We start from the raw sequence: 19,897 nt of genomic DNA, 5'->3' as shown, positions 1-19,897 counted from the left end.
AAATTGAAATAGGCACTGCTAATGATTGACAACATTTTCAAACTGACTTAAACTTAGTTTGATGATTAAACTAAGTGTGTGCATAAGGAGTGGATGAAAGAGGGAGATCATTTTATGTTCTGATCAAAGCAACCTTCGAAATCTGATTCTTGAGAAAATTGAAAAATGGAGGTGATAAGATGACATAAACCTACAATCTAGTATTCGTGGTTGACGAGTGAAGCATCTGTCTCACTTCGGCTGAAAGGCCGCTTGCCAGGTTCAATGTATGCGCTTTCATAAAAACTTATCATAAAGCCGTTTTGAAAGGCTGTGGAGGAGGTAAGAATCATGACGGGTGGACATGTAAACCAAGTTAGTATGTATGAGAAATCCGGTTATGCTTCTGGAGATTTAGCATGTAATTTAATTTACACCACGGTTTCTACATATCTGTTATTTTTCTATACGGATGTTTATGGTTTATCAGCCGCTGCCGCTGGAACAATGTTTCTGATTGTTCGAATCATTGATGCGCTTGCCGATCCTTTTATCGGAACATTAGTAGACCGAACAAACAGCAGATTCGGGAGGTTTAGGCCGTATCTGCTGTTCGGCGCGTTTCCGCTTTCTGTACTTGCCATCCTCTGTTTTACAACCCCTGATTTTTCAGATACCGGAAAATTAATCTACGCTTATATCACGTATGTCGGTTTATCACTCACATATACAGCGATAAATGTTCCATACGGCGCATTAACCTCCGCGATGACGAGAGATAATCAAGAGGTCGTCAGCATTACTTCGGTTCGGATGGTCTTTGCCAATCTTGGCGGACTCATCGTATCTTTTTTTGTTCCTTTACTTTCTACTTATTTAGGTGATACGACAGGAAACACGGCTCTTGGCTGGCAGCTGACGATGAGCATGCTGGGGATAATTGGCGCCTGTCTATTAATCTTTTGTTTTAAAAGTACAAAAGAACGGGTCACTCTGCCAATGTCCGAAGAAAAAATTAAATTTTCCGATCTATTCGAGCAATTCCGGGTGAATCGTCCGTTAGTCGTTTTAAGCATTTTCTTTATCATTATTTTTGGCGTCAACTCGATAAGCAATTCCGTCGGCATCTACTACATGACGTACAATGTAGGCAGAGCCGATCTTGTGAAATGGTACGGCTTGCTTGGAAGCCTTCCTGCATTGGCCATCCTGCCGTTTATACCCCGAATCAATAAGTGGCTGGGAAAGAGAAAGCTATTAAATGCCGCTTTATTATTAAATATCATTGGACTTTTAGCCATTCTCATTGTTCCGCCAAGCAATGTGTTTCTGGTGCTCTTCTTTCGGGTCATTGCCGCAGTTGGAAGCGTGACGGCCGGGGGATATATGTGGGCGCTTATCCCTGAAACAATCGAATATGGCGAATATAAGACTGGGAAACGCTTGAGTGGATTGATTTATGCGATTATCGGCTTCTTTTTCAAGTTTGGCATGGCACTCGGCGGAATCGTTCCAGGACTCATATTGGAGAAGTTCGGCTATGCCGCAGGCCAGGTCCAAACACCTGAAGCGTTGACAGGGATATTATTAACGACAACTGTAGTTCCGGTTATTTTCCTTATATTGGCTATGATCGACATTAATTTTTACAATTTAAGCGATGAAAAATATGCAAAAGTCGTACGTGAATTAGAGAATAGAGATAAAGTGACTTGGACTCTATGAAGAATTTCAGTGGAAATATACATTTTAAAGACAACCGTGAGGAGGAATGAAGATGAAAATTATCAATCCGGTGCTTAAAGGTTTCAACCCGGATCCATCCATATGTAGAGTAGGGGAAGATTATTATATCGCAGTATCCACCTTCGAATGGTTTCCAGGAGTGCAAATCCATCATTCAAAAGATTTGGTGAATTGGCGTTTAATTGCACATCCGTTGCAGAGGGTTTCACAATTGGATATGAAAGGGAATCCCGACTCAGGCGGTGTATGGGCGCCTTGTCTAAGTTATAGTGAAGGAAAGTTTTGGCTTATATATACAGATGTAAAAGTTGTGGACGGAGCCTGGAAAGACTGTCATAACTATTTAGTTACTTGCGAAACCGTCGATGGGGATTGGGGGGAGCCGATTCAACTAAATAGTTCCGGCTTCGATGCTTCATTGTTCCATGATGTCGACGGAAGAAAATATTTGTTAAATATGCTGTGGGATCACCGGATCGGCCGCCATTCATTCGGAGGCATTGTGATGCAGGAATTTTCCGTGCGCGAAAAAAGGCTTATCCATCAACCGAAAATCATTTTTGAAGGCACAGATATTAAACTGACTGAAGCGCCGCACCTTTATCATATCGGGGATTATTACTATTTGTTGACAGCGGAAGGCGGGACCCGTTACGAGCATGCCGCCACAATTGCCCGTTCAAAACATATCGAAGGACCATATGAGATTCACCCCAACAATCCAATTTTAACGTCTTGGCACGAACCTCGGAATCCGTTGCAGAAATGCGGACATGCATCAATTGTGGAAACGCATACAGGTGAGTGGTATTTAGCTCACTTAACCGGGCGTCCTATTCATCCTGCTGATGACTCGGTTATTCACCAAAGAGGATATTGTCCTTTGGGAAGAGAAACCGCGATTCAAAAATTAGAGTGGAAAGACGGCTGGCCTTATGTGGCAGGCGGAAAAGAGGGGAGGGTGGAGGTGGAAGCGCCCCGCATATCTGAAACCAAGTTTCCATCGACATATCAGGAAGTCGATCAATTTGCTGATCGGACATTAAATATGAACTTTCAGACATTGCGGATTCCCTTTACGAAAGAATTAGGATCATTGACTGAAAGGCCGAATCATTTACGTTTATATGGACGTGAATCACTAACCTCTACATTTACCCAGGCGTTTGTAGCCAGGCGTTGGCAAAGCCTCCGTTTTACAGCGGAGACTGCTGTTGATTTCAACCCGGAGACCTTTCAGCAAGCCGCGGGACTCGTGAATTACTACAACACCGAAAACTGGACGGCTCTTCAAGTGACTTATGATGAAGACCTTGGGCGCATTTTGGATGTAACGATATGCGATAATTTTACATTCTCACAGCCGATAAAAGACAAAATTGTCATCCCGCGGGACATACAATATGTTTATTTAAGAGTAAATGTCGAATGGGAAACATATTATTACTCCTATTCTTTTAATAAAAAAGACTGGTATAAAATTGAGATCCCGTTGGAATCTAAAAAACTGTCAGATGATTATGTGCGCGGAGGAGGATTCTTCACCGGAGCTTTTGTGGGAATGCAATGCCAAGATACAAGCGGAGCACATCAACATGCCGATTTTGATTACTTTATGTATAAAGAGCTATGAGTCAAAAAAACAGCGCCCCCGACAATCGGGGGCGGTTTAAATCCGTTTTCGTCCCTTCCAGTTTTAATGCCTCTTTCTTCCCTCGGTTTATTTTAAAAGTTGTCATCCTCGCTCGCTTAACGGGTAAGTGAAACCCGGAAGGGGCAGATGCATGATAAAACCTTTCAAATTAAACTTCATTACTAAACAATGATTCCGGAAGGTGTTCATTAATGAACATCCATCGCTTGATTGCCGATTGAATTTGAAAGTTGCCCCAACTTATAATAAACACATGTTCATTAGTTGATGAGTGTTCAGAATGGCAAAGGAGGTTTTGCGATGAAGCAATCCGTTTGACTTTTCCAGCGAGCCATCCTCAAGCTCCATGTCGCTTTCTAACCAAAACCTTTGATCAAACGCAGGAAAACGAACTGCTGCGCATGCGTGAACAGGGCTGAAAGCTTTAGATTTACGGAGACGGGCTTGAAGAAAAGTTATGGCGAAAACCAGCTCCTCCAAAGGCAAAGCATAAAGGGGAGAGGCCGTTCGGCCGAACCCTGTCGATCGAATTTAGCAGAATGACGCTTTTGGTATCATGAAATCAGTCAATGTGTGGTTTAATATGTAAAGGTAGGTTTATAATAACAATTTTTCGGAGATGGAGGTTGTAAAAATGTCTTCAAAACATCAAAAAGTCTCTACCATATTATCTGAAAAAGAACTATCTTCTGCTGCATTTAAACATAATGCGTACGATTTTTACAAAAACACACGCGGCTCTCGTTCTGTTTATCCCGTATCCATGGGAGATCTGGGTGAGGGCTGGCTCATTACGAGGTACGATGACGCGGTTCGTATATTAAAGGATGCAAGAATGAAGAAAAACTACGAAAATGTGTTTACAGAAGAAGAATTAGAAAACTTCTCCGCTCTGGGAAATGAAGAACCTTTATCAAAGCATATGCTCAACTTAGATCCTCCTGACCACGGCCGTTTGCGGTCCCTTGTTCAGAAAGCATTTACTCCCCGGATGATATTGCAGCTCGAAGGAAGAATCCAACAAATCGCTGATTCCTTATTGGATGAAGTAGAACCGAACCATTCTATGAATCTTGTAGACGACTACGCTTTTCCCCTGCCGATTATCGTGATCAGTGAGATGCTTGGTATTCCAGTTGAAGATCGGCAAAAATTCAGGGTTTGGTCCCAGGCGATTATTGATTTCTCCGACACTCCTGAAAGCCTGGAGGAATACAAGCATAAAATAGGCGAATTCGCTGAATACCTGGAATATTTGGTCCGCAAAAAAAGGGAGGAGCCGGCTGAAGATTTAGTCAGTTCGCTCATTCAGGCAGAAAGCGAAGGAACGAGATTAAGCATAGAAGAGCTGTATTCGACGATTATGCTCCTTATCGTTGCAGGACATGAAACGACGGTAAACTTAATAACCAATATGACCTTTGCCTTGCTGAACCACCCTGATCAGCTGGAAAAGCTTCGTCAAAATCCTGATTTAATCGACTCAGCCATTGAAGAGGCGCTCAGATTTTACAGTCCAGTGGAATTAACCACCCTGCGCTGGGCGGCCGAACCATTTACATTGCACGGGCAGGAGATTAAGCGAAAAGATGTGATCATCGTTTCATTAGCTTCAGCCAACCGCGATGACACGGTCTTCCCGAATGCCGACCGCTTTGATATTGAAAGAAAGGATAACCGCCACCTTGCCTTTGGCCATGGCAGCCATTTTTGCCTCGGCGCACCGCTTGCCCGGCTGGAAGCCAAAATCGCAATTCAAACATTGCTGCGCGGCTTTGAACATATAGAGATCAAAGGTGAAAGGGAGCAGCTCAAATGGAAAGGCAATTTTCTGATGAGAGCTTTAGAAGAACTGCCACTATGTTTTTAAATGGTTGGATTTACAGTCAGCCGTGATATGTTTGCTGTCATTTCGGCTCGAAGAAAAAGCAGACGACCATCTATCACAGGACTCATAAAAATCGTACTCCCCGATATGACGGGGAGTACTTTTCTTGCCGGCTTAATTGTCTAATACTTTTTCAGGCCGCTTTTGCGAATGCAGCCTCTCATATTTTCCTCGCAGGTTTACAGCCCTCGACAGTAAAAACCTTTAATTCTCTCATTGATTTTAAAATTTGTAAGTTTCTTGTTTCTGTTTATAATTAGAAACATATGCTAATGTTCCGCCGCCTTAAAACTGATTAACAGATGAGCATTCCCGGAATGTTCCGTGAGACGTTTTAAAATATACTGGCTAAAGAAGAAAGGTGTTTTTAAACTTGAGAGGATTCATCAAATGGACAGGGGTGGCGATTCTGTGTATTGGCTTGATCGCCTGTACTTCCAACAAGAATGCTGAAAATGTTCATTACGCAAAAGACGACAGACAAACATTGGATATTTATACACCGCAAACAAACGAGGATGAAAAACATCCTGTTCTCATCTATCTTCACGGTGGAGGATGGACAAGCGGCGACAAAAGCAGGGCTGCTTCGAAGCCGGCATTGTTCACGGAAAACGGCTATGTTTTCGTATCTGTCAACTATCGGCTTCATCCCGATGTTCAGTATGAAGAGATGGCTGATGATGCGGCTAAGGCCGTTAAATGGGTGATGGATCATGCTGATGAATATCAAATCGATCCGTCAAAAATCAATGTTATGGGACATTCGGCAGGAGGGCACTTGGCCGCCTTAATTGCCGCAAATCCGGCATATTTAAATCGTGTCGGCCTCACGCCGGCCTCGCTCAATTCGATTGTGGTTTTAGATGGACCCTTGGATATGAAACGATTCATCGAAGCGATCCCGTCTTATAAAAAAGTGTTCGGCACAGACGAAAAGGTGTGGACAGAAGCATCGCCGCTTTCCTACATCAACAACTCAAAATTGCCGCCTGCCTATCTTGTGACCCGCTGGGAAGACCCCGCCGTCTACAAATTCGCGGAAACCGTAAACAAAGCGAAAGCAACGGATTTTGTGTATCGGGTCAACAGCTTATCTCACAGTGATTTAAATAAGATGTTCGGCTCACCGGATGCGCCGGCAGAAGCACAGAATCTGACAAAAGCGGTTATGGCGTTTTTAGAGAAGGAAAATAAATAAGTGTAAATGGATTTCGGTCAAGTTCATAAGCGCTTTAAAGATTAGGAGAGAGGGGCTGGATTTTAAGATCTGTCCTCTCTATTGAATTTTCTTTTTTCTTCACAATGTTTTCCGCCTTTAATTTTGATATTTACTTTTAGAGGGAGAGATAGAAAAATGAGCACGCGGAAAATTGGTGCAATTATAATTGGTATTGCTACTCTCATCGCAATAGCTTACACAACTTACAAAATGATGTCAGGAAAAGATGTGGGTTTCAATGAAATTATAACGATATCGATATTTTTCATGATGTTTTTTTCTGTAATGGCTAGGGAGGATAAGAAGGAAGAAGATCAAAGTGATGAACTTGATCAAAAAGTTCTCGAGAAAAGCTCGAAAATCAGTTATTTTATTCTGTTATTTGCGATATTGTAAGCTGTGTTTGCTGATCAATTAGTGAACGGAACCATTAATATATTTTTGTTAGCTGTGTTAAGCTTGGGAATGGTTATATTTCCTGTCGTTGAATATCTGGTTGCGAAGAAGCGTTAATTTATGAAACCAAAAAGAGCTGTCAATAGAGCTCTTTTTCATATAACGAAGTTCTTGATATGTACTTTAGTGAAAACCTTCCGTTTCTTTAGCCCGCTTTCCCGAAGTCTACCGTGTCCCGCTATGTCGTCAGTATGTCTACCGTCACTAACTGAATTCAGAAAAATGTTTGACAAACAAGAAGGTAAAATTTATTATATCATTACCTCGACTTCAACTGCAGTTAGATCTGAAATACATAGTAGGTTTGTCATGTTGTTCATCCTTTAAACAGAAGGTAGGAAATGTCCCTGCTTCGTTACTGTATAGGAACTAATATTTCACACAAATGATTATCAATCATTTGTGAGGTATATCTTTCTATAATTGGTTGTTCTCTTATTGATAGATTATTTCTTTCTATCTCAGAAAAAATATTGCCCCAAAATTCACTGACTGCCTCTTTTGTATGGTCAAGCAAGAAAACAGCGTATTTCCCACCAGAAAATTCACCAACATGAGCTGGTTTTTCCACATTAAAATCTTTATTTATAACAACGCAAACATCATAACGACATTCCTCTTTAGGAGTAATCTCTGGGTTATCTTGTGGTATGCCTAAAATTGTAGAATTATCAAATACACCATTCGATTTTGCCCACTTTTTAAAATTCTCCATTAATTCTTTGTTTTGCTTTTCACCATACTCCCCAACATTTCGGAAATAAGCAATCCTTGATTCAGGTAATTCTTCAATAGTTATTTTCATATTTAATCCTCCTTTCTTAGATAAGGTAATTCGATTTAAAATGTTTTTCAAGTTATTTTTTAAAAGATTCTGATTATAATAGGGTTTAATTAATCCATTATTACACTATATAATCCGATTTATGATGTGATTTTTATCAAGCAATTAAAATATGAATTCCACGATATATTCCGAAGACCCCTTATTTTTATTGTCTCTCGTTTACCTATTAGGCCGGTATCTTTCTCACTTTAAACACTCCCGCTTCCAAGCATGACACATAACTCACCAAGATCCTTTGCGGCCTGCGGGATGCGCTTTTTTTCTTTGAATCCAAAAAAGCTCTGACAGTGCCTTCAATCCGATGTTTGCGTATACACGATCTTTCAACTGTTTAGAGAGAACGTTGAAAAATATAAACAAAACATTAATAAAATCAAGCCATTTGATTTAACAAATTTACGATACGATCATATAGAACTTGATGGTTGGGAGATTAAGAGTAAGGGGGATATGATGTGAGAATGAAACGATTAAGGATGAGGAAGCATTTACTGATAGCTGTCTGTTCTTTGGCACTTCTTCTAAGTTCTCTGGTTGTAGGCGATGCGAGCGCGGCAACTAAACCAACAACTGCAGCTTCGCCGCAGTCTTCCGGATTTTTCGTAGATCATTACAAAAATAATATCTCTGCTAATATGACGGTGGAATCCAATCCAGTCATCGGGGTGCTTTCCGAATTTAATAAACTTTGGATCCCCGGAAAGACGTGGAATACCGGTACTAAACTGAACAGAAGAGTGTTGGATGCCAACATCCAAAAAGTCGTGGATATTACTGAACACCGCACGATGTTTGAGGAAAATGCTGCATATTTTGATGATCGGAGGGGCCAGAGCTACAGTGTTATTGACGTCCTCGGGAAGCTTGCTGACGTCTATCGAATGAACGCGGGAGCGACGACAACGATCATCAGCATCCCGGCAGATGCCTCGATAAAAAAATATCATGATGAAGGAACCAATTCAGGCAGCACCAGTTCGGAACTTGGACATGTCGTGAGCTTGGTCAATACTTTACGCGGCAACTATTCTTCATCGAATCCGGCTAAAGGCTATTTCAATTATCCCCGTCCGTTTCGCTGGAAAGACAATTCGATCATTGTTCCAACGCTTATTCCCGTCATCAATCCTGATCCGAGCAAAGACGGAGGTTTTCCAAGCGGACATACGAACGCCGCATATCTCAGCGCTTTTGCCATGGCCTATGCGATACCAGAGCGTTATCAGGAGCTGCTGACTCGCGCTTCTGAACTCGGTCATAACCGGATTGTTGCCGGTATGCATTCCCCGCTGGACGTTATGGGGGGGAGGGTCATGGCTACAGCATTGTCAGCTGCGATTCTGTCTGATCCCGACAATGAAAAATTGAAGAAAACGGCTTATGATGAAGCTCATCGTAAACTATTAACGCAAACCGGTACAGGCGAAGACAGATACAGCGATTATGAAACGAATAAAAAACAATATACGGAACGATTGACATATGGATTTCGTCAAATGAAGACAACCGCTAAACCAATGGCAGTTCCAAAGGGAGCCGAAGTCCTGCTGGAAACGCGTTTTCCTTACCTTGACAAAAAGCAGCGCCGTTTGATTTTAGCCACTACCGGTCTTCCGGCCGGCTATCCTGTTCTTGATGATGCGGAAGGATGGGGAAGGCTTAATCTCTTTTCCGCCGCAGATGGGTATGGTGCTTTTACCAAAGATGTTACCGTGAAGATGGATGCTGCCAAAGGCGGCTTCCATGCAACGGATCGCTGGCGCAACGACATCTCCGGCGCTGGAAAGCTGACCAAAAAGGGGACAGGCACTTTGAAGCTGGAAGGGAAAAATACATATTCCGGCGGTACACGGATTGATCAAGGGACGCTTGAGGGCGGTTCGGAGACAGCTTTCGGGAGAGGTGATGTTTCATTGGGAAGGGGCACCCTTAGGGAAGATGTGCCGGGAAAACTGATGATCGGGGGAGACTACAAACAATCTGCTGAAGGAATACTTGAACTTCATCTCAGCGGAAAAAAAGATCAGTTGAAAATTAAAGGAAAAGCAAGATTAAAGGGGACATTACGTCTCAATTTTACAGACAATTACGTTCCGGCTGATGGATCGGCGGTCATAACCTTCCGCAAGCGTCATGGCTCATTTTCTTCCGTCGAAACCAGAGGATTGCCAAGCAAGTATAAAGTGAAGATCATCTATAAGTCCAACAGTATTCAGTTGAAACTTGATCAAAAGGGGAGAAGCTGATCTTCATCATAAGCTGCAAGCTGGCGCTTACTGCCGCCAGCTTGTTTTTCGTTTTGACGAAGTCTATCTTGAACAGGAGATCTTAAAAAATAGTCGGCACCATTCCCCCGTCCATACGGATCGGAGACCCTTTAAATGCGGATGCATAAGGACTGCATACAAATGCCGCCAGTCTGCCGATTTCAATAGGTTTGATAAATCGCTGTATTTCGGATTGAGGCAGGTTTGTGGTCATGAATTTCTTCTCTTTTTCTGAAAAAGTCATTCCTTCATCAGGGTACATTCCCTCAATGATTTGCTTCACATTCTCAGAGAGCGTCGGCCCCGGCATGATCGTATTGACCGTCACTTCTGTTCCGATTGTTAATTTAGATAAGCTTTTTGACAATGATAATAGCATTGATTTTGTCATACAATACTGAGGCATCTGCCCTGAAGGCATCATCGCTTCTTCACTCGCAATCAAGATGATGCGGCCAAAATCACTTTTCAGCATTTTCGGCAAATAAAATTTAGTTAAACTGTTTGCGGCCAGAACGTTGGTGCGGAAGTATTTTTCCCATATTTCATCGTCAACGTCCTCATATTCCATGATTTCATAAATGCCCATATTGTTTATTAAAATATCGATTTGAGGGTATTTTTTAAATAAAGCTTCCCTTTGCTTAATATCCACGATGTCAGCCGCGGCGTTTTGGGGAGAGGTGGCAGGAAAAGCTGATTTTATTTCATTGACTGTTCGTTCTGCCTCTTCCTCATTTCGTCCGTTAATGAGGACATGAACACCTTCTTTGGCAAGTTCAATAGCGATGGCTTTTCCTATCCCTTTCGTCGATCCTGTAACTAAAGCTGTTTTGTTTTTTAATCCCATATCCATCAAACATTTCTCCTATTCTAGTTAAGTCCATTCAGCCGGGTTTGCTTACGCCAATTAGAAGGTGTCTCGCCTTCCCAGAGGCGGAAGGCCCGGTAGAACGAGTTCTGATCTTCATATCCGATCAGAAAGGCCACTTCTTTAATATCGAGCGAAGGGTCTGCCAAGTACTCCCGCGCCTGCTCATGTCTGACTTGGATCAACAGCTGTTTGAAGCTAGTGCCTTCATCAGTAAGCCGGCGCTGCAAGGTGCGGCCGCTCATTCCCAATTCGCCCGCGACAGTCTGAATGTCTGGGTGCCCTCCTGTGAGCGTGCGTTTCATGATCCACTTGACCACTTCAGTGATTGAAAGGCTATTTTGCTGATCATTCAACGATTGATCCAGCACGGGAGTCAGAATCTCCAGCAACTCTGCATTATACGAGACAAAGGGGCGGTCCAGATCTCCTCGATGCAGCGTCAGCCGATTCCGATCTGCACCGCTCCGGATACGGCAGCCGAAGTATGCTTCAAGCGCCTGCATGTCGCCCATTGGGTGTGCAAACTCGACCGACTTCGCTGTCAACGGCTGACCTGTACCCCGGCGCCCGAGTTCCAGAAGAAATGCCAGTGTAATGCCAATCAAGAGCGGCGGACCGGATTGCTTATCATCCAACCATTCCAGTTCGATTGTGCAGTGCTCACTTTCCTCGGTGATACGCAAGCTTTCGGGAGGGCACAATTGTTTATAGCGGGCCATTCGCTTTAGCGCGTCGCGGTAGTCACGAGCATGGTAAGCCGCTAATACGGCTGGAGGGTAATGTGCCGGCTCAAAGCCGGTCGCAAGCTTGATGATTCCTTTGGAAACATCATCAACGAGATCGGAATACGCCTGCCAGATCGCGAGGTATTGGGCGGCGGTGACAACTGGTTCAGTCATCATGGTGAGCGGCAGCTGGGCTTTTCGGAGCACGTCAGAGGCGTTAATTCCTAAGTGACGCAATCCCGCCCAAAACCCTGCCGGGAATTTAATTCGATTATGAGACATCATACGTATGAGCACTCCTTTAACTTTCTGCACCTTCGCTCACTTGGTCGTCATTCCATCCTGCCTTATTGGCGGGACAGTTATAACTTTACCTATCCATTGTCGGACTGTAACTAGCAAAGGACGACATTTAACTTGCCGATTACGCCGAACGTGTCAGCGTACGAAGACTGTGACAGGCAGGCGCCTGTATTCTATCATTACCTTCAAATAGGAGGGACAAGTATTATTGTTTGAATCTTCAATTGATGTATGCAGTCCTTAGATATAGGAAACAAGCCGGGAGGAAACTCCCGGCTGTAAAATCATCCCTTGCCAAACACGGGATTTCCTGTTTTCATCACATGTTTTCTCGTCATGAAAAAGAGGAGGGCGGCGACAAAAAACTCGGAAAGCGGCAAGGATAGCCAAACTCCCGTGACGCCAATAAACTTAGGCAAAATCCAAAGCAGGATGAGAAGGGACACGAAGCTTCGCAATATGATGATCAAAGCCGATGAGCCGGCCCGGCCAATGGATTGAAAGTAACTCATATAGACAAAGTTATAGCCAAGGAAGATATACCCGATAAAAAATAGGCGGATTCCATCGATGGCCAGCTCCTGGATTTCGGTTGATTCTATTCCGAATAAACCTACAAGGAACGGTGCAGCCACCCAACCGATAACGAGCAAAAGAATTCCCAGGATAACAGCGGTCTTCTCCCCAATCTTCATGCTGCTTTTGATTCGTTCGCTTTCTTCAGCACCATGATAATAACTGATCATTGGCTGAAGCGCCATTTCAATGCCGAAGAAGGACAGGAACATAAACCCGTGAAGGTAGTTGATGACCGAGAAGGCAGCGACCCCTCCCGTGCCTGCCAATTCGGACATCGCCAGGTTATACCCTGTTACAAATATGAGGAGCCCGGCCTCCGCCAGAAAACTTGGAAACCCGATGGCAAAGATGTGCAGAAGGGATTTCCGGGACCACTGAAACGCCAGCTTTCTCAGTTGCGCTTGACGGTTAAAGAAGTGCAGGGATAATACAAGCAGTCCGGCGAATCCGCCAAGCACCGTTGAAATCGCAGCACCTGTTACCCCCATGTTCAAAATCATGATTGTATAAAAATTCAAAATGATATTCACAATCGATGTTGTTGCAAGAGCTATCATCGAAAGCTTTGGACTGCCGTCATTCCTTACAAAAATACTTAAGACCTGTTCTAATGCGATGACCCAGCCGAATAAAAACATGACGTTTAAGTACTCTATGACGTAAGAAGAGGTGTCGGAGTTAGCGCCAAGCCATAGGGAAATGGCTTGAATATTGAAAAGCCCGAACACCCCTAAAAGCGCACTGATGATTAGTGTAGAGAAGAGAGCCAGAGAAAAAACGCTGCTTGCCTTTTGTGGACGATTCTCCCCGATGCTGATAGAGTACTTCGTTGCTCCGCCTATCCCAACCCACAGAGCGATGGCCATAATCAAAGAAATTACCGGATAGGAAAGGTTCACTCCAGCCAGTGCTGCGGTTCCAATCCCATTTCCAACGAATAGGCCATCAATTAAAATATTCGCTGACATCAAGAGTAATCCAAGCGTTGCAGGGATGAAATATTTAAAAAACACTTGATTAACTGGTAATTTCATTAGCTGCTGATGTGTTTCTGTCATCATGTATTCCTCCTATAATGAGCTACAGGAGTATTCTAAACCTTCAAGTTACTTGAAGGTCAATCAAAACTTTGTCACCGGAATTTGGATTAAAGTGACAAAATGATCGGACTCCTTGATGACAGCCTCATCAAGAACGGAAATCTCAACGGGGATTCCTTCAAGTTTATATCCTTCCTCTTTCAGCTGACGTAAAACAAGCTGATAACTTTTTCTCATGTCCTCGTAGGGGCCAATATGAGGATAGCTTGCATACAAACCTTCGTTTAAATATTCATTGCTGTTTTCGCCGTGCAGCAATTCAAATAAGCCGATGTATTTTACAGGTCCTTCTTGCTTCAAGCTTTCCATATCCACGATCGTTCCGATGTCTCCGGTGAAGAAGCCGTTATTCTCGATCGACTGGCTCGAAAGCGTTTCTCTATCCTTTAAATAGATGTCGTCGCCTTCCTCTATCAGATCGACAGGTTTGTCAAAATACAGATAGGAAACGGGCCGTTTTGGGAAATACTGAAATGTTAAAGCAGGATGACCGGCAAGTTTTATTCCTTCTTCGATTGTGGAAATTTTGTTTTCGATCCTCGCCGCACTGCGTTGGAGCCGGCAAATTTCCATCCTCACTTCCTCAAGCTTCTTCTTCAAAATATCCATCGTCGTTTCCGGAGTCCTTTTATCTAACTGATGCTGAATGTCTTTTAACGAAAATCCATTTTTCCTTAAAAAAATAATGGTATCCAGAACCTGAAATTGTTCAACACCATAATATCGATAGGATGTTTCAGGGTCAGTATACTTTGGCTTGAACAGTCCGATTTCATCATAGTAACGCAGAGTAGATGCGGGCAGCTTGAAAAGCCGTGCTACTTCTCCCACGCGGAATCGATTATTCACCATTTTTCACCTCATTTGTTGGTATGTGAACTTTTTTTAGGGTTATCGGATGTATATCTTAAGCCTACTATTGACATTAGGTGAAAATGCATGCCTGGTCAACAAGGAACCGCAGCCTCTAAAAGGGGCATTACGCCAAATGATAGATTTTCAAAAATAAATGAGGGCTTCATGATTGGAAGCCCTCATTTATTTTTCACAAACGTGAATTAAAGAAGCTCATTTCAGAGAAAAGGTTTGAATTGGTCCCGGCAAGTTTATTGCTGAAGCGCTCTTGTTCCGATCGAACGAAATCGCGGATGCTCTGCCAGTATGGAACGCTTCATTTCTTTTACAACCGGGTGATCTGACTTTAAAAACCGATCTTTCTCGTAAAGCCCGGTCAATTGGCCGTGATCTAAAATACCTAGTGTATCACTTAATTGATAGGCGGCTTTTAAATCATGCGTTATAAAGAAATACGACATTCCAAAATCGTTTTTGAGCTCTTTTAATAAATCCAATATAAGCGTTTGGGTTACCATGTCCAGGCTGCTGACAGACTCGTCCAATACGATCAGCTTCGGCTTGAGCGAGACTGCTCTTGCAATATTAATTCGCTGCAATTGGCCGCCGCTGAATTGATGCGGATATTTTGTTAAATCCTCTTCAGTTAAGCCTACTCTTTCCAACAGCTCGATAATGGTCCGTTTTTGCTCGGCGATTGTGAGCCTTTCATAGTTTTCCAGCGGTTCTGCTATGATTTGTTCCGCCGTCATTCGCGGGTTGACGGAAGAATATGAGTCTTGAAAAACAGCTTGAAGGTCGCGGCGGATTTTCCGCCGGATGGATTGCTCGGCTTTATATAGATCATGACCTTGAAAAAAGATTTGGCCTGATTGCGGCCGTTCCAAACCGAGCATCACTTTTCCCAATGTGCTTTTCCCGGCTCCGCTTGGTCCAAGCATGCCCAGACATGCGCCTTCTTCAATTGAAAAGCTGACATTGGAAAGGACTTGTTTCGATGGAGCTTTCCATTTGAACAATTTGCGCGCCGTATAATGATGAGTGACGTCTTTCACTTGTAATAAACTCACTTGTTCACCCCATATCAAATGCAGGTCTTCTTCATACTGACTCAAGTGGCAAGTTGATCCATTGGCAAAGTCAACCGTGCACTTAACAGCTTCTTTGTATAGTCATGTTTTGGTTCATCAAACAGCTGAAACACATCTCCATTTTCTACAATTCTCCCATTCTGCATCACAGCGACTTCATCGGCCATTTCAGCAATGACGCCCAGATCATGAGATATAAGCAAAATCGCCGTGCCGAATTCAGATCGCAAGCCGTCTAAATATTTCAGCACCGTCTTCTGATTAAACACGTCGAGCGCAGTTGTGGGTTCATCCGCAATAAGAACGGCCGGCTCCAGGCATGCTGCAATTGCAATCATGACCCGTTGAAGCATTCCGCCGCTTAATTGAAAAGGGTAAGAATGCAAAAGTTTAGCGGGGTGGGGGAGGTTTACATGATGCAGTGCTTCGGTCGCGAGCTCTTTCGCCTGTTTTTTGCTAAAAGATGTATGAGAGCGAATCGATTCGATCATTTGCTGGCCGATCGTAAAAACGGGTGTAAAAGCGTTCATCGGATTCTGCATAATATAGGCTATATCTTTGCCGCGGATTTTACGCATGTCCTGTTCTGCTAATCCGTTCAATTCCCGGCCCCGCAATGCAATACTTCCTTCCACCTTGGTTGTTTTTGGATCAAGCGTCTGAAGAATAGACATGCTCGTTACCGTTTTTCCGCAACCGCTCTCACCAATTAAACCAAGAACCTGTCCGCGCTTCAGTTCAAAATTAATCCCTTGAACGATAGTTGAATTTCCTTTTTGATTGTGAACCTGTACATGCAAATCTCTGACTTGAAGTACAGTTGATTGTTCTGTTCCCAACTTCCTCATTCCTTTTTATCATCGACGTTTGACGCCGTATTGATCTGATAAGGCTTCGCCCAATAAATTGAACGTCACAACGACAACCATGATCATCAGCCCTGGATAAATCATTAACTCGGGGTTCGTCCGAATATACGATTTACCTTCATGAATCATCGCTCCCCACTCAGCTGCCGGGGGCTGGACGCCTAATCCGAGAAAAGACATGGCGGAGATATCCATAATGGCCCAGCCCATTTCCAACGTGCCGATGACGACGAGGGGAGGGAGGACATTAGGGATAATATGCTGTTTAATAATTTTCCATTGTGAAGATCCATTGATTTTTGCCGCCGCAATAAAATTCTCCTCTTTCAGGCTAAGCACCATTCCTCTAAAAATTCTTGCATAATAGACCCATTGCACAAGCATGAGGGCCACAATGACTTGAGGAAGTCCAGGACCGAATATGCCCACGAGGCCAAGAACTAAAATTAAGTTCGGAAAGGCCATCACACCATCGCAGCATCTCATTAACAGCTGATCAATCCAGCCGCCTTTATACCCTGAGATCGTCCCGATTATGAGGCCGATAACGAGTGAGGAAATGAAAATGAGCATCGCGAATCCAAGAGAAATCCGGGCGCCGTACAAAAGGCGGGATAAGTTGCATCTTCCCAGATGATCAGTTCCTAAAGGAAACGTCCAGGACGGAGGCTGCAGCTTATAGACCAAATGGACATCAGCAGGGTGATGCGGCGCAATCCAAGGGGCGAATACAGCGATGATAAAAAGGACGGTTAATATGATGGTGCAGATTGCGATCACTTTTGGGCCTTTGAAAATCTTGCGTATACTTATCATCGATGCTGTCCTTCTTTCCTTGAAATGCGCGGGTCAATATACATTTGAATGAGGTCAACAATTAAGTTGCTCAATATAAAAAAGGCGGCGGCTAAGAACACATAGCATTGAATGACAGGAATGTCCCGGTTGAAAATGGCCTCAATAAAATAACGGCCAAAGCCCGGCCAAGAAAAAACGACTTCAACAATAATTGTGCCGGTGAGCAGCTTGCCAAGGTTCATTCCCAGCCCCGTAATCATCGGAGAAATGGCCATTCGCAATACATGTTTGGCCATAATGTTCATCCTCGTCATTCCTCTTATGCGAGCAAATTGCACATAGGGTTCTTGCAGGTTTTCGATGACACTTGCACGGAGCAGCCTTGTATACATCGCGATTAAAGGAAGCGCCAAAGTCATCGACGGCAGTACAAGATGCTGCCATGTCCCGATTCCCTCTACCGGCAAAAGGTCTAACTGAACAGAAAAGAAAAAAACCAGCATATACCCTAACCAAAAAGTCGGGATGGATGCTCCGAAAAAGGAAATGAAGCGGCTGATATGATCAACTGCACCGTTTCTTTTAATTCCCGCTAAGAAGCCTAGCGGCACACTGACAAGCACCGCAATCAATAAACTCCCAAGCGCGAGCTCGATCGTCGCCGGCATTCGGTGTGCAACTTCATCCCAAACCGGCTGATTCGAAACATAAGATATGCCAAAATCAAGTTGGCATATCTTCAATACAGAGTTTACATATTGAATAAAGAATGGCTGATCCAAGCCAAACTCATGTCTTTTTTGCGCTAAAATTTCATCGGTTGGCTGGATATGTGCTGCGGCTAAGTATGCTTCAGCTGGGTCAACCGGTGAGAGATGAATCATTCCAGTTGTGAGAAGTGCAGCTAAAAGAAACACTGGAATAATAGACATGATTCGTTTCAATATATAGTTGCCCATAAAAGCCTCCTAGTGTTGCTGCTTGATGCGAATCCCTGTAAATGGATGTTCGTCACGATTGGCAGGGAACGTAAAGTTGCTGATATTCTTTTGATATATCGCCGTCTTTTTAATATAAGAAACAGGAACGATGGCTCCCTGGTCTTGAAGGGATTTTAAAATAGATGAGTAAAGCTCCTGCCGCTCTTTTTCATCAGTCGTTTGAGGTACCTTTGCCATCTGCTTGATCAGCTCGTCCTTGTTTGGATAGGCTGAAATCGCTTCATTAAATCCGAATCCTTTGGAGGAGACAATGTTTAAAAATGTGTGCGGGTCATAAGGCGCACCATAGTTGCTAAAGAAGTTCATATCAAACTCATTCGCTTTAAACCGTTTGACTTGGGTTGCCAATTCTACACCTTCAAGATTCAGCTTTACCCCGATCGCCGCCCATTCTGCCTGCAGCGTTTCGGCCATTGTTTTTTGAATGGATTCCGCTGAATCATACATTAAACTAAATTCAAGAGGCTTTCCGTCTTTCTCGCGCACCGTCTTGCCATTCGGAAGCTTCCAGCCTGCCGCATCTAATAGCGCTTTTGCTTTCTCTGGATCATAGTTGATTTGCTTTACATCAATATCAGACGTGTATGGGAAGTCTGTCGGCAAAATATGATCTGCTTTTTCTTCTAACCCGGAGGTGATGCCTTTTACCAAGGCTTCTTTGTCAAAACCATAGTGGAGGGCTTGACGCACGCGCTCATCAGAGAGCTGTTCTTTTTTCGTATTCATGACAAGCTGTCTCGTCGCCACCGGTTCAGAAAGGCTTGTTTCATATTGGCCTGTCGCTTGCAGCTGCTTGAATGCATCCAAACTGATAACGCCTTCGCCGTAAATGAGGTCAAGCTCACCTTTTTCAAATGCAAGCACCCTTGTTTCGGCGTCCGGGATGACTTTCACCTTGATTTTCTCGACTTTTGGCTTTTCACCCCAATAATGTTCATTGCGTTTAAAAACCGCATATTCATCAGCTTTATGCTCTTCCAATACCCACGGGCCCGTACCTACCGGTTTTGCGACACCCTTTGATGTATCGCCGTCCTTAGGGAAGCCGGCTTCTCCCAAAAACCGGACCGGCCGTACTACGGCTAGTTCCTGAATGGTCGGGTAATATGGTTCAGTTAATGTCAATTTAAATGTATGATCATCAATCACTTCTGTTTGGGCTATTTTTGAAAGAAACCCTAACCAGCTGTGTAATTCAGTATGTTTTAAAATGGAATCAAAATTCTTCTTCACAATTTTTGCATTAAACGTTGTTCCATCTGAAAATTTTACATTCTTACGCAAATGAAACGTATATACTTTACCGTCATTTGATATATCCCAAGATTCGGCTAAATGCGGTTTAAGCTTTCCTCCCGCTTCATAGGTAACCAAAGGTTCATATACCATCGACTGGGCAAATAATTGGGAAGGATTATACACATGCGGATTCATCTCGCCAATATCTCTAGGCCAAGCCATTGTGACCATGTTTTCATGCGTTTTCTCTGTTGAATTTCCTGAGGTTGTACATCCGGCCAATAAAATAGAAAAGGCGAGCATTAATACAAAAGTAATTTTAATTTTCGAACTAATCCTTCCGCTTATCATGCTTTGTTTCCTCCTAAATGAAGTTGATAATCATTTTCATTCTATGCAGGAAG

The 19,897-nt window shown here is 43.4% G+C and carries 16 protein-coding genes; 6 read left to right on the top strand and 10 right to left on the bottom strand.

Annotated features, from left to right (window positions below; genetic code table 11):
* The first annotated feature begins 330 nt into the window (after positions 1 to 330).
* The 5 genes from MKZ04_RS09560 (at position 331) to MKZ04_RS09540 (ending at position 6,885) form a co-directional block, all read left to right on the top strand.
* The gene (locus MKZ04_RS09560; RefSeq protein WP_026579217.1) at positions 331 to 1,704 is read left to right on the top strand and encodes an MFS transporter; all 1,374 of its coding nucleotides are present in this window, start codon (positions 331 to 333) and stop codon (positions 1,702 to 1,704) included.
* Positions 1,705 to 1,756: 52 nt separating this feature from the next.
* Positions 1,757 to 3,358 carry a xylan 1,4-beta-xylosidase gene (xynB, locus tag MKZ04_RS09555; RefSeq protein ID WP_341045770.1) on the top strand — a complete coding sequence of 534 codons (1,602 nt, stop codon included), beginning with the start codon at positions 1,757 to 1,759 and terminating at the stop codon, positions 3,356 to 3,358.
* Positions 3,359 to 4,013: 655 nt separating this feature from the next.
* Entirely contained in the window at positions 4,014 to 5,249 is a 1,236-nt protein-coding gene (locus MKZ04_RS09550) for a cytochrome P450 family protein (RefSeq protein ID WP_341045768.1), read from the top strand.
* A gap of 391 nt (positions 5,250 to 5,640) precedes the next feature.
* On the top strand, positions 5,641 to 6,468 hold the full coding sequence (locus MKZ04_RS09545; protein WP_095290913.1) for an alpha/beta hydrolase: 828 nt from the start codon (positions 5,641 to 5,643) through the stop codon (positions 6,466 to 6,468).
* 156 nt (positions 6,469 to 6,624) lie between these two features.
* A complete protein-coding gene (locus MKZ04_RS09540; protein WP_341045767.1) occupies positions 6,625 to 6,885 on the top strand; it encodes a hypothetical protein in 261 nt (86 codons plus the stop codon).
* A gap of 415 nt (positions 6,886 to 7,300) precedes the next feature.
* On the opposite strand, the gene MKZ04_RS09535 is transcribed toward MKZ04_RS09540, so the two are convergent.
* Positions 7,301 to 7,750, bottom strand: a complete 450-nt coding sequence (locus MKZ04_RS09535; protein WP_025811085.1) for an AraC family transcriptional regulator — start codon at positions 7,748 to 7,750, stop codon at positions 7,301 to 7,303.
* 503 nt (positions 7,751 to 8,253) lie between these two features.
* On the opposite strand from MKZ04_RS09535, the gene MKZ04_RS09530 reads away from it, so the two are divergent.
* A complete protein-coding gene (locus MKZ04_RS09530) occupies positions 8,254 to 10,038 on the top strand; it encodes a phosphatase PAP2 family protein (RefSeq protein ID WP_341047118.1) in 1,785 nt (594 codons plus the stop codon).
* Between the two features lie 82 nt (positions 10,039 to 10,120).
* On the opposite strand, the gene MKZ04_RS09525 is transcribed toward MKZ04_RS09530, so the two are convergent.
* The 9 genes from MKZ04_RS09525 to nikA form a co-directional block, all read right to left on the bottom strand.
* Entirely contained in the window at positions 10,121 to 10,915 is a 795-nt protein-coding gene (locus tag MKZ04_RS09525) for an SDR family NAD(P)-dependent oxidoreductase (protein WP_035338415.1), read from the bottom strand.
* A 17-nt stretch (positions 10,916 to 10,932) separates the two neighbouring features.
* A complete protein-coding gene (locus MKZ04_RS09520; protein ID WP_341047111.1) occupies positions 10,933 to 11,940 on the bottom strand; it encodes a helix-turn-helix transcriptional regulator in 1,008 nt (335 codons plus the stop codon).
* Positions 11,941 to 12,245: 305 nt separating this feature from the next.
* Positions 12,246 to 13,601 (bottom strand): MATE family efflux transporter, encoded by a 1,356-nt coding sequence (locus MKZ04_RS09515; protein WP_149169208.1) that lies wholly within the window; start codon positions 13,599 to 13,601, stop codon positions 12,246 to 12,248.
* A 60-nt stretch (positions 13,602 to 13,661) separates the two neighbouring features.
* Positions 13,662 to 14,492: a MerR family transcriptional regulator gene (locus MKZ04_RS09510; RefSeq protein ID WP_023855332.1), complete on the bottom strand. Its 831-nt coding sequence runs from the start codon at positions 14,490 to 14,492 to the stop codon at positions 13,662 to 13,664.
* 254 nt (positions 14,493 to 14,746) lie between these two features.
* Positions 14,747 to 15,565 (bottom strand): nickel import ATP-binding protein NikE, encoded by an 819-nt coding sequence (gene nikE / locus MKZ04_RS09505; RefSeq protein WP_145654302.1) that lies wholly within the window; start codon positions 15,563 to 15,565, stop codon positions 14,747 to 14,749.
* A gap of 41 nt (positions 15,566 to 15,606) precedes the next feature.
* Positions 15,607 to 16,425, bottom strand: a complete 819-nt coding sequence (gene nikD, locus MKZ04_RS09500) for a nickel import ATP-binding protein NikD (protein WP_020452338.1) — start codon at positions 16,423 to 16,425, stop codon at positions 15,607 to 15,609.
* A gap of 18 nt (positions 16,426 to 16,443) precedes the next feature.
* Entirely contained in the window at positions 16,444 to 17,271 is an 828-nt protein-coding gene (gene nikC, locus MKZ04_RS09495) for a nickel ABC transporter permease subunit NikC (protein WP_023855330.1), read from the bottom strand.
* The gene (gene nikB, locus MKZ04_RS09490; protein ID WP_020452336.1) at positions 17,268 to 18,212 is read right to left on the bottom strand and encodes a nickel ABC transporter permease subunit NikB; all 945 of its coding nucleotides are present in this window, start codon (positions 18,210 to 18,212) and stop codon (positions 17,268 to 17,270) included. Before nikB ends, nikC begins: the two co-directional genes overlap by 4 nt.
* Positions 18,213 to 18,221: 9 nt before the next feature.
* Positions 18,222 to 19,844, bottom strand: a complete 1,623-nt coding sequence (gene nikA, locus MKZ04_RS09485) for a nickel ABC transporter substrate-binding protein (protein ID WP_020452335.1) — start codon at positions 19,842 to 19,844, stop codon at positions 18,222 to 18,224.
* Positions 19,845 to 19,897 lie beyond the last annotated feature (53 nt).

This window comes from Bacillus sp. FSL W7-1354, assembly GCF_038002405.1.
Taxonomy (GTDB): Bacteria; Bacillota; Bacilli; order Bacillales; family Bacillaceae; genus Bacillus; species Bacillus paralicheniformis.
This window is presented reverse-complemented; position numbering and strand designations above follow the sequence as displayed.